General features: G+C 66.4%; 9 protein-coding genes. 8 read left to right on the top strand and 1 reads right to left on the bottom strand.

Going from position 1 to position 11,790, the window contains the following annotated elements:
* Positions 1 to 1,128: hypothetical protein (locus tag GM1_RS10050; protein WP_008378482.1), on the top strand; the 1,128-nt coding region annotated here is incomplete at its 5' end.
* A 32-nt stretch (positions 1,129 to 1,160) separates the two neighbouring features.
* Here the strand turns inward: GM1_RS10050 and GM1_RS10055 are convergent.
* Complete coding sequence (locus tag GM1_RS10055; RefSeq protein ID WP_008378485.1) at positions 1,161 to 3,260, bottom strand: DEAD/DEAH box helicase; 2,100 nt, start codon at positions 3,258 to 3,260, stop codon at positions 1,161 to 1,163.
* 85 nt (positions 3,261 to 3,345) lie between these two features.
* Between GM1_RS10055 and GM1_RS10060 the strand changes: the two genes are divergently transcribed.
* From GM1_RS10060 to GM1_RS10090, 7 genes are all read left to right on the top strand, one after another.
* Positions 3,346 to 5,112, top strand: a complete 1,767-nt coding sequence (locus tag GM1_RS10060) for a penicillin-binding transpeptidase domain-containing protein (protein WP_008378486.1) — start codon at positions 3,346 to 3,348, stop codon at positions 5,110 to 5,112.
* Between the two features lie 44 nt (positions 5,113 to 5,156).
* Positions 5,157 to 5,594 carry a MerR family transcriptional regulator gene (locus GM1_RS10065; RefSeq protein WP_008378487.1) on the top strand — a complete coding sequence of 146 codons (438 nt, stop codon included), beginning with the start codon at positions 5,157 to 5,159 and terminating at the stop codon, positions 5,592 to 5,594.
* A gap of 43 nt (positions 5,595 to 5,637) precedes the next feature.
* Positions 5,638 to 6,669, top strand: coding sequence for an aldo/keto reductase (locus GM1_RS10070; RefSeq protein ID WP_008378488.1), 1,032 nt, complete (start codon positions 5,638 to 5,640; stop codon positions 6,667 to 6,669).
* A 5-nt stretch (positions 6,670 to 6,674) separates the two neighbouring features.
* Positions 6,675 to 7,064 (top strand): PPOX class F420-dependent oxidoreductase, encoded by a 390-nt coding sequence (locus GM1_RS10075; protein ID WP_008378491.1) that lies wholly within the window; start codon positions 6,675 to 6,677, stop codon positions 7,062 to 7,064.
* Between the two features lie 65 nt (positions 7,065 to 7,129).
* Positions 7,130 to 8,392 carry a bifunctional glycosyltransferase family 2/GtrA family protein gene (locus tag GM1_RS10080; RefSeq protein WP_008378494.1) on the top strand — a complete coding sequence of 421 codons (1,263 nt, stop codon included), beginning with the start codon at positions 7,130 to 7,132 and terminating at the stop codon, positions 8,390 to 8,392.
* Entirely contained in the window at positions 8,389 to 10,500 is a 2,112-nt protein-coding gene (locus GM1_RS10085; RefSeq protein WP_008378495.1) for an ArnT family glycosyltransferase, read from the top strand. The genes GM1_RS10080 and GM1_RS10085 overlap by 4 nt, the downstream gene beginning before the upstream one ends.
* A 64-nt stretch (positions 10,501 to 10,564) precedes the next feature.
* The gene (locus tag GM1_RS10090) at positions 10,565 to 11,776 is read left to right on the top strand and encodes a low temperature requirement protein A (protein ID WP_223291313.1); all 1,212 of its coding nucleotides are present in this window, start codon (positions 10,565 to 10,567) and stop codon (positions 11,774 to 11,776) included.
* The last annotated feature ends 14 nt before the right edge of the window (positions 11,777 to 11,790 follow it).

Here is an 11,790-nt window from a genome sequence, read left to right on the forward strand (position 1 = left end):
ACCCCCATGACGAGTGCACGCACAGCGATCGAACGCACGTGGCGCCCTGTACTCGCACTCACCGTCCTCGGCTTCTCGACGTTCATTGCGTTCAGCAAGTACGCCGCCGTGATCAGAGCAGGCGGAAACGATCACCAGACCGGTGACTGGCTGATCAATTACGCCGGCGGATTCGTCCGGCGCGGATTCACCGGTGAACTTCTACGCATCGCCTATCCAGACGACCTGCTCGTTGCGACAGCGGTACTCCAGATGGTCTTGTGGTCGCTGTTCGTAGTCTTTGTGATCTACCGACTACGGCGCGACGAGTGGTCGACGACGTCGATCCTCCTCTGGTGCGGGCCAGCGGCAGTCCCGTTCGCCGGATGGGACCCGGCGGGTGGACTCCGCAAGGAGATCATCGCTTTCCTCGCGCTCGCACTCATGAGCATGGCGGCCGACAGAACTGCACGCGCGAGGATCGCTCTGGTGGCGGCATCGACGATCGTCTGGGCAGTATCGCTTCTGTCGTGGGAAGCGACAGTCGTCCTGCTGCCGACACTCCTCACCCTCTGCTGGCGAGCTCTGTCGGATGTCCGACGACAATGGTGGACCGCAGCAGGAGGAATCGTCCTGACATCGGCAGCCATCGTCGGCGCCAGCATGCTGGCGCCCGGCGGCGCTCGCGCCGCGACAGCGATCTGCGACGACCTCATCGCCCGCGGATATCAACCACAACTCTGCAATGGGTCGGTTCGCTGGCTCGAGTACACCATGCAGTACGGGTTCGACTACACGATCGGATTCTGGCCCCAGAACGCCTACTTCATTCCACTGGCCGCGCTTGCGCTGCTACCTGTCTGCTGGCTCGGTCGATTCTGCGAACGACGATGGTTGTGGCCGCTGCAGATGGCCGCCGTCTTCCCGCTGTTCCTCATAGCTGCAGACTATGGACGCTGGATTCACATGGCGGCCATCGCAACGGCGTTCCTGGCGCTGGGACGCGACGAGGAGCGACGGGAACCGCCCGTCGGCTTCGTGATCGTCTACCTGCTCGGCTGGGGTGTTCAGCACGCGCTGTTCGGAATGGCTCGGATCCCGGTGTGGCGTGGCGGCTGGATCACCTTCGTCCAGCACTACCTGTCCTGACCGGCTCCGGCCAGGAGTCACGCGCCGGCGAGTCAGACGGTCTGATGGATCACGAGGGGAAGAACCGCTGACGCTCCGACGTCCCGCAGAGCTGCAGCGGCCAGAGTCACCGCCCACCCTGTCGTGGTCTCGTCGACCACGAGGAGTACGGATCGGCCCGCGACGTCCGACGGAGTCGGGCCGAGGTGATCACTCCAGTAGGTAGCCTCCACACCGCTTGTCGCCTCCCTCCCCGGAATGGGCCCGGGCACGACACCGAACTGCGAACCGGGACGGCGTCCAACTGTGCGGAGACGCTCGGCCAGATCGGCCGCGATGGTTCCGCCCTGCAAGTCGAGCGAGACGATCGAATCCGGGCGCATCCCTCCACGGCGTCCCCAGTCGCCGAGAACAGCGACAGCCGACTCGGCGAGTCGCTCGCGTGCCGCTGTGTCCCCACGCTTGGCCCCGGTCAAGACGTCGCCCCACTGGGGAGCGTCCGCAAACGCCAGTACCCGACCGGGTTCGGCGGCGAGTTCCGCGGAGATCCGTCCACCACGAGAGAACGTCCCCTTGGGAGGCCACATCTTGCGCGGTGCGTACGCCTGAGCATCTGTCCTCAGCACTGCCGAGATGGTCGCGACCGTCTCGACATTCGGCCGGGCGTTGAGTCCGGGAGTCAGTTCGCCTCGGCACACTGAGCACCGACCGCAATCCGCGGCCGCCGGGTCGTCCAACGATTCGGTGAGCAGTCTCATCAGACACTTCTCACCGCGCACGAATGCCCGCATGATGTCCGCCTCGCGCCGCCGGACCTCGAGGACTCCGCCGTAATGTGCGGCGTCGTACGTCCAGGGTTTTCCGGTAGCGAGCCATCCCTCGGCCGTGCGCTCCACAACTCCGTCCACGGCCAACTGCTTGAGCATCAACTCGACCTTGCCGCGCCTGATCCCCGTCTCCGATTCGAGGCTGATCACACTGAGCGGCCCTCCCGCATCGTTCATCGCGTCCAGCAGACGGGACATCCGCTTCGGGTCGGGGATCGTGGCAGTGGCGAAATGCTCCCAGATCGCGTCGTCGAGGGCTGACGCCAGGAGCACGACGACGGCCTCGTCGAGCGCTCGGCCGGCACGACCGACCTGCTGATAGTAGGAGACCGGCGACGGCGGAGCTCCGACGTGAACGACAAAACCGAGGTCGGGCTTGTCGAAGCCCATGCCGAGGGCTGACGTCGCGACGAGCGCCTTGACCTTATTGCTCAGGAGTGCGTCCTCGAGACCGTGACGTTCGTTGGCGGGCAATTGACCCGTGTAGGCGGCGACCGGGTACTCGTCGCCCCACACCGAGCGGATAGCCGTCACGAGACGGTCCGCGTCGGCGACGGTGAGGACGTAGACGATGCCGGAGCCCGGAAGGAACGGCATCTCCTGGGTCACCCAGCCGTACCTCTGAATCGGAGACAGTCCATCGACAACGTTCAGGTGCAACGACTTTCGGGCAAGCGGTCCGCGAAGAACCAAGGTCGCCTCGCCGAGTTGGGCGGCGACGTCGTCCGTGACCCGCTCGTTGGCGGTCGCCGTGGTGGCGAGCACCGAAGTCTGCGGGTTCAGGTTCTGGAGGACATCGGACACCCGGCGATAATCGGGCCGGAAGTCGTGCCCCCAGTCGGAGATCGCGTGGGCCTCATCGATCACGACAAGACCGAGCTTCCCCGCGAGAGCGCTGAGGACCCTGGCGCCGAATCCCGGATTGGCGAGACGCTCGGGCGACACCAGCAGCACGTCCAACCGGCCCGAGAGCAGATCGCCTTCGACTGCAGCCCACTCGTCGATGTTCGCCGAGTTCACGGTGGCGGCGGCGAGCCCCGCCCGTCCGGCCGCGGCGACCTGGTCGCGCATCAACGACAACAACGGCGACACGATGAGCGTCGGCCCTCCTCCCGCCGCCCGGATGACTGCGGTCGCAGCCCAGTAGACCGCGGACTTGCCCCAACCTGTCGCCTGGACGACCAGAGCGCGTGAGCCGGGAGTCGACAGCGTCGCGACGGCAGTCTCCTGATCGGCGCGGAGTGCGGCGTCGGGGCCTGCGAGTGAGGTGATGACACGATCGGCGACGAGCCGCTGAGCGTCGGTGAGAACCGTCGTGGATGACATGCCACCAACCTATCGGCGCAGTCCGACATGGTCGAACAGGTTGTGCACAGCCAGTCGCACGCGCGGTCCGGATACTGTCGAAATCATGGAACTGTCATCCGTTCGAACGATGCGTGCTCCGGCCGCGGCCCTTCTCTCCTTGGTGATGGGCGCGGGGTTCGTCGTCGCCTGCGGGGCTGACGAGTCGCCCGCCCAGAAGCTGGCAAACGCGCTGACCAGGCATGATCCGGACGCGTCTGCCGATCTGACGTCCGCCCCCGACGACGCGCGGAAGACGTTCACCGACACGTTCGACGGTATGGGCGACGCGACCGTGAACGTGGCGGCGAACGACGACGGGACCGAACTCACGTGGACGTGGAGCCTTCCACGCGATCGGACCGCGACGTACACGGCGCGTGTTGAAACGTCTGGCGACCGCGTGACGTGGGCGCCGACGATCATTCATCCGAACGCACCCGAGGGCGGCAGGCTTCTCTACAGCGAGCTCAAGGCGTATGACACACAGGTCACGGACCGGCAGGGGCGTCCACTGCTCACGTGGCAGGAGGTGTCCGTCGTGTCGCTCGACCCTGCACGAGCCGACTCGGCCGCCAGACTCGCGCAGCGGTTGAACAGGGTGGCGCCCGATGTGACGGCAGTGTCGATCCGCAAGGATCTCGCAGGCAAGATCCGGCCGCAGACCGTCGTCGCACTGCGGCCGGACGATGCCGCAGCAGTGGGCGATCTGACCCGGATCGGTGGTGTCTCCGTCCGTCGGGAAGGACGGTTGATCACGGCTTCGAAGAATGTGAAGTCGCCTGCGACAGCGGGGCTCGAGGACCGCTGGCGCGAAGTGATCGACGCTGCTGCCGGCGCAGACGTGAACGTCGTCGACGCTGCGGGAGAGGCCGTCACACGTGTTCAACGTTTCGAGGGCACCACTCCCGATCCGGTCCGCACCTGGATGGACGTCGCACTGCAGCAGGCCGCGAACGCCGCAGTGGCGAAGGAGAAGCGTCCGACGATGCTCGTCGCGATCCGACCGTCGACCGGCGGAATCCTGGCCGTAGCACAGAACGACGCCGCAGACCGGCAGGGCCCGATCGCCCTCACCGGTCTCTACGCGCCCGGCTCGACGTTCAAGACAGTGACGACCGCAGCGGCCCTGAAATCCGGAGTCGCCACCATCGACAGCCGCCTGCCGTGCCCGGGGAAGCAGCGGTTCGGGGATCGGACCATCCCCAACGAGGACGAGTTCGACCTCGGTGTGGTGCCGTTGCACACCGCGTTCGCCCAGTCGTGCAACACCACGATGGCAGGGCTGTCCACCAAGCTCGACGATGACGCGCTCACCGACACGGCGCGCACATTCGGTCTCGGCGTCGACTATTCGGTGCCCGGACTGACAACGATCACAGGAAAGGTCCCGTCCGCAGACTCCGATGCACACAAGGTCGAGAGCGGAATCGGACAGGGACGGGTGACGGCGTCGCCGTTCGGTATGGCACTCGTTGAGGCATCCCTCGCCGCCCGGAAGACAGTGACTCCGGTCCTGATCCAGGGCATGGCGACGACTGCCGACAGCGACCCGTCGGCGATCGGGTCCCCGGTCGCCACCGCCATCCGGTCGGCGATGCGTGAGGCCGTCACGTCGGGAACCGCGGGCAGCCTCCGCGACATCAGCGGCCTCGGCGGAAAGACGGGCACCGCCGAGTACGGCGACAACAAGCATGCCCACGGCTGGTTCGCAGGCATCGTCGGCGACCTCGCTTTCGCGACCCTTGTGGTCGGCGGTGACAGTTCCGCACCGGCGCTGACGGTGAGCGGGGACTTTCTGCGGTCCAGTGAAGGTTCCCGCCCTCGGGGCTGAAAGCTCTTGCCCTGGAGTGCACTCCAGGTTCTACCGTTGGTGTCATGCCTGAAGACATGAGCATCGCCGATGTGTCCGCCCGCACCGGACTCTCCCGGGACACGCTGCGCTGGTACGAAGCCGAGGGACTGATCCCCGCGGTCCCGCGCTCGTCGGCAGGCGTCCGAAGGTACGACGACACGACCATCCGCATGATCGACCTGCTGGTGCGGCTGCGTCGAACGGGGATGTCGGTGGCGCACATGCGGGATTTCGTCACGATGGTCGATCAAGGCGCCCGGACGCACGGCAGACGGATGCGACTCCTCGAGGATCACCGCGAGGAGATCGAGTCACGCATCCGAGAGCTGATCGACGACCTCGAATCCGTCGACGACAAGATCGCGCACTACCGGCGCCTCATCGATGCAGGTCTGGACTGCAGTGAGCAGCCCATCAACGATCCTGCCGTCATCGAACAACAACGCCTGCTCGGCGACTGACAGCGCGGACGACCTCATAACGACAACCTCACCAGGAGGATCTATGCACACCACAGTTCTCGGCGACTCCCTTCAGACCTCGGCCCTCGGATTCGGCGGCATGGCGCTCACACACGTGTACGGCGGCACCGACGACGACGCGGCGCTCGGCGTTCTGAACAGCGCGGTCGATGCAGGCGTCACGTTCATCGACACCGCTGACGTGTACGGACAGCCGCAGCCCGGGGTCGACGGCCCATCGGGCGCAAACGAACGCCTCGTCGCGCGGCTTCTGGCAGACCGACGCGACGACGTGACTCTCGCGACCAAGTTCGGGATCACCGGCAAGGTGCCGCTGGCAGGTCAGGAGAGCGCCAAGCCGACACGCGGTGACGCCGCATATGTGCGGGAAGCTCTCGAGAAGTCGCTGACTCGTCTCGACACCGACGTCATCGACCTCTGGTACCTGCACCGCCGCGATCCCGACGTGCCGATCGAGGAGACCGTCGCTGCGATGGCGGAGGCCGTCGCCGCAGGCAAGGTCCGCCACCTCGGACTGTCGGAGGTCACCGCCGCAGAACTGCGCGCAGCACAAGCGGTCCACCCGATCGCCGCCGTGCAGAGCGAGTGGAGCCTGTGGTCGCGTGACGTCGAAGCGAACGTGATCCCGGCGTGCGTGGAGTCGGGCGTCGGATTCGTTCCGTACTCGCCGCTGGGGCGTGGTTTCCTCACCGGGACGCTCACCCGCGATCAGGTGGCGTCCGACATGCGCGGATCCACCGCACGTTTCGGCGACGACAACTGGGACGCGAACCAGCGAGCCCTCGCCGTCGTCGCAGACGTGGCCCGGCGGCTCGACGCGACGAACGCACAGGTGGCGCTTGCCTGGCTGTACGAATCGGGACGCCGGGCCGGTCTGCCGACGGTCCCTATCCCGGGGACCCGGTCGCCGTCGCGGATCGCCGAGAACGCGGCCGCCGTCGACCTGGTCCTCGACGATGACGCGATGACCGCACTCGACGACGTGTCATCGCTCATCCACGGGACACGCAACATCGTGGCCGATCCCGCGTGGATCTCATCGGGTCGGGAGTGACCGACATGACCGTGATCCCGGACAGTCACCGCGACCTGCTCGAACGGCCGCTGTACGCCCATCTCGCAACGATCCGGCCGGACGGCCGCCCGCAGGTGAACCCGATGTGGTTCTCCTGGGACGGTGAGCACCTGCTCTTCACGAACACGACGACCCGCCAGAAGTACAAGAACGTGACGTCCCACCCCGAAGTCGCGATCTCAGTGAACGATCCCGACCAGCCGTACCGCTACCTCGAAGTCCGCGGTGTGGTCGAACGGATCGACGACGACTCCGACGGAATCGTGTTCGCCGCTCTCGCCGAACGTTACGGCCTACCGATGGACGGACCGCCCGGCGACGTCGCCGACAGAGTCGTCTATCGGGTCACGCCGGTGTCCACCAGCAGTCAGTGACGCCCACAGGGATCTGACAGGTCGATCGCAGTGGGGCGGGAGGTGGGGGAGCGAGTCTTGCTCCCATGACGACAACACTCGACCCCGACCCAGCGGCGCGCTCCGGCGCGGCCGCCGGGGCGCCCCCGCCACCAGTCCTGGACATCGTGATCCCGGTGTTCAATGAAGAAGACGACCTGGACGCAGCCGTTCTCGCCCTTCGCGATCACCTGCATCAGGCAGTCCCGTACCCCGCCCGAATCACAATCGCCGACAACGCGAGCACCGACACGACACTGCAGGTGGCCAAGGAGCTCGCCGCGCAGTTCGACGACGTTCGGGTGGTGCATTTGTCGAGGAAGGGACGCGGCGGAGCACTCAATCGAGTATGGCGAGACAGTGACGCGGAGATCGTCGCCTACTGCGACGTCGACCTCTCGACCGACCTCAACGCGTTGATGCCGCTGATCGCGCCGCTGATCTCCGGTCACTCCGACATCGCGATCGGGACCCGGCTGTCGCGGTCGTCGCGCGTGGTCCGCGGCCCGAAACGCGAAATGATCTCCCGTTCGTACAACCTGCTGTTGCGCACCACGATGCACGCGCGGTTCTCGGATGCGCAATGCGGATTCAAAGCGATGCGCACCGATATCGCACGGCGCCTGCTGCCCTACGTCGAGGACACCGGATGGTTCTTCGACACCGAACTCCTCGTACTCGCCGAACGGGTCGGACTCCGGATCGCCGAAGTCCCCGTGGACTGGACCGACGACCCGAACAGCTCGGTCGACATCGTGTCCACCGCGGTCGCCGACCTGCGCGGATGCACGAGGGTGGGATGGGCACTCGCGCGGGGCCGCCTCCCGATCGCGGAACTGCGGGCGACGCTCGGACGAGATCGCAGGCCTGGCCCCGCCGTCGACGGAGTGCCGGTCGGCATGGTCGGTCAGCTCGTCCGGTTCTGCGCGGTCGGCGTCACATCGACCGTCGCGTACGCACTCCTGTACTTGATGCTGCACTCTGTCACCGGAGCACAGGCCGCGAACTTCCTTGCGCTTGGCATCACCGCGATCGCCAACACTGCGGTCAACAGGCGGTTCACATTCGGCGTCCGAGGCACCGAACGTGCGATGCGTGACCACCTGACGGGCCTCGCGGTGTTCATGTTCGGCTGGCTCGTCACCGCAGGTTCGCTCGCGACCCTGCACAGCTTCGCTCCTGACGTGGGTCGAGTCGCCGAGCTCGCCGTCCTGGTGGCAGCCAACCTGGTGGCGACCGCCACCCGGTTCGTCGGACTGCGCCGGCTCTTCTCCTCACGGAGCACCCGCTCGGAAGGAGCAACCGCATGACCGCCATCGACATCGTTGACAGCGCGGATCGAAACGGGGTGGACGGCAGCGGGGAACCGCCCGCGACCCTCGACCGTTCGGCCCATCAGCCCGTCGACGGTCCGCAGCCGTCCCGGCGCACGACGATCTGGTCGCTGGGGGCGTTGCTCGTCGCGACCACTGTCCTCTACCTCTGGAATCTGTCCGCAAACGGATGGGGCAATTCGTTCTACACCGCGGCCATCCAGGCGGGTTCACAATCGTGGAAGGCCTGGTTCTTCGGGTCGTCCGACATGGCGAACTCGATCACCGTCGACAAACCGCCCGCCTCCCTGTGGATCCCTGCGCTGTTCGTGCGGGTGTTCGGCCTCAACTCGTGGTCGGTGCTGGTCCCCGAGGTGCTGATGGGCGTCGCCTCCGTGGCTCTGCTGTACGTCATCACGCGCAGCCGATTCGGTCACTGGGCAGGGATCGGGGCTGGAACGGTCCTGGCGCTGACTCCGGTCGCCGCACTGATGTTCCGATTCGACAACCCCGAAGCGCTGCTCATCCTGCTGATGATCGCGGCGATGGGCGCACTGCTCAAGGCTGTCGACACGGGCAGGCTGCGGTGGATGATCGCGGCGGGCGCGGCAGTCGGCTTCGGCTTCCTCACCAAGCAACTCGAGGTGATGCTGATCGTTCCGCCGATGGTGATCGTGTACTTCGTCGCCGGTTCCGGTGGGTGGGTGCGACGTGTCGGCCACCTGTTCGCCGCTCTGGGGGCGTTGATCGTCAGTGCGGGTTGGTGGATCCTCACCGTCGAACTGTGGCCCGCGTCCAGCCGTCCGTACATCGGCGGGTCGCAGAACAATTCGATTCTCGAGCTGACCCTCGGCTACAACGGCTTCGGCAGACTGAACGGCAATGAGGAGGGCAGCGTCGGCGGCGGTGGTCGGCGCAGCCAGTTCGCGGAGATGGCCGGCCTGCAGGGCCCCGGCGGAGGTCCGGGCGCCGGTGGCGGCATGTGGGGCCAGACCGGCATCACGCGGATGTTCGACGCCGAACAGGGCGGCCAGATCGCCTGGCTCATTCCGGCGGCGATCGTTCTCGGGACGGCGGCGCTCGTCCTCATCGGTCGTGCGCCGCGCACCGACCGTCGGCGCGCGTACCTGCTGCTGTTCGGCGGCTGGCTCGCCGTCATGACGTTGACGTTCAGCTTCATGGCGGGCATCTTCCACAGCTACTACACGGCGGCGATGGCACCGGCGATCGCGGCGGTGATCGCCGGATCGGCGGCGATCGTCTGGCCCGCGCGTCACCGACTGTGGGTGAGGCTGGTCCTCGCCGGTGCGGTGTGGACAACGGCGGGATGGGGCTTCGCGTTGCTGGCTCGTACACCCGACTTCGTGCCGTGGCTGCGTTGGCTGGTCCTGATCGTCGGAGTGGCTTCAGGCGTCGCACTGCTCGTGGCACCCGGCGCTGGCTGGCGGAATCGGACGGCCGCAGTCGCCGCGGCAGGCGCGATCATCGCTGCGCTCGCCGGTCCCGCCGCGTACACGATCGACACCGTCAACACGGGCAAGCAGGGATCCATCATCACGGCCGGACCGCGGACGGAGGGCGGAATGTTCGGGCCCGGTGGTCGGCACCGCGGCGGCCCGGGCGGCCCCGGTGGAATGATGCCGCCGGGAATGAGCCCCGGCAGCCGACAAGCTGGATTCCCAGGCATGAACGGCGGCTTCCCCGGAATGAACGGCGCAGATGGCATGGCAGGCGGACCGGGAGGACTGCTGAACGGTTCCACTCCGAGTGACGAGATGATCGCACTGCTTCGAGACAACGCGTCCGAGTACACCTGGGTCGCCGCGGCCATCGGTTCCAATGAGGCGTCCGGCTACCAGATCGCGTCCGGGTACTCGGTGATGCCGATCGGCGGATTCAACGGAACCGACCCGTCGCCCACGTTGGAGCAGTTCAAGCAGTACGTCGCCGACGGCCGAATCCACTACTTCGTCAACAGCGGGCGAGGCATGATGGGCGGCGATTCGTCGGGCGCATCGGCGCAGATCAAGGAGTGGGTCACCGCCACCTTCACGTCGACCACGGTCGACGGGGTGACCCTGTACGACCTGACCTCGCCGCGCTGACCGCACTCGCAGACACGCCCGCCGTCGTCCAGACGGCGGGCGCGTTCGTGTCTAGAGTTGGCCCGTGCCAGTGAGAACAGAGTTGCAGTGGATGACCGGCCGCGATGCGGACGAAGGGGAGCGCGCGGGAAGCGGGCTCGAAGTCTTCTACGACCTGATCTTCGTCGTCCTTTTCGCGGTCGCCGGTGTGCAATTGGCGGAGTACCTCGCCGAAGGCAAGTTCTTCACGGCTGTCGTCGGCTACTTGATCGTCACGTTCGGAGCCGTCTGGGCGTGGATCAACTTCGCATGGTTCGCGTCGGCCTTCGACACGGACGATCCGTGGTTCCGACTGTCCGTGTTCGTCCAGATGATCGGTGTCTCGATCATGGCGACCGGAATCCCGGCAGTGTTCTCGTCGATCGACGCCGACGAACACATCGACATGAAGATCATCGTCTTCGGCTACATGGTGATGCGGATCGGACTGGTACCGCAGTGGGTGCGTGCCGCACTGCAGGCCCGGGACTACCGGCGCACCTGCCTCACCTATGCCGCCGCATGCGTCGTCGCGCAGATCGGGTGGACGTTCGTCGCACTGGCCCCGATGAACCTGACGGTGACGCTCATCGCGGTCGCAGTCTGCGCCTTCATCGAGTTCCTCGGCCCGTTCGTTGCCGAGGTGCTCGTCAAACGGACGCCGTGGAACCCGTTCCACATCACCGAGCGCTATGCGACGCTCGTCGTGATCACGCTCGGCGAGGGCGTGGTCGGGACCGTCGCCGTCCTGCAAGCCCAGATCTCGCGTACCGGCTGGAGCACCCAGGCAGCGGTGCTGGGTGTCACCGCGCTCAGCGTCACTTTCGCGATGTGGTGGCTCTACACGATCATGCCCAACGGTGAGGCTCTCGCCGAGAAGCGTGAACGATGCTTCCTGTGGGGGTACGGAAGCATCCCGATGTTCATGGGATGTGCCGCTGTCGGAGCAGGGATGCACGTGATCGCACTGTGGATCGAGGGCGAGGCCCACATCTCCGAGCTGGCTGTTCTGCTCACGTCGGCGATCCCGATGCTGATCTTTGCAGTCGTCGCCATCGGTCTGCACTTCTACCTGACCGGTCCGTCGCGTCTCGCCCTGTGGATGCTGATCGGAGCGATGCTGCCCATCGGGGCTGCCGTTCTCCTCCTCGCCGCAGGTGGTCCGCTGATCGCAGGCGTGGTCGTCGGAGCCCTCGCCCCCGTGCTCCCGGTGCTTGTGATCGAGTTCAACAGCAAGGTCGCTCCGGCAGGCGCGTGACGTCCTCGCTACGC

The organism is Gordonia malaquae NBRC 108250, from assembly GCF_000344135.1.
In the GTDB taxonomy this organism is placed as follows: domain Bacteria; phylum Actinomycetota; class Actinomycetes; order Mycobacteriales; family Mycobacteriaceae; genus Gordonia; species Gordonia malaquae.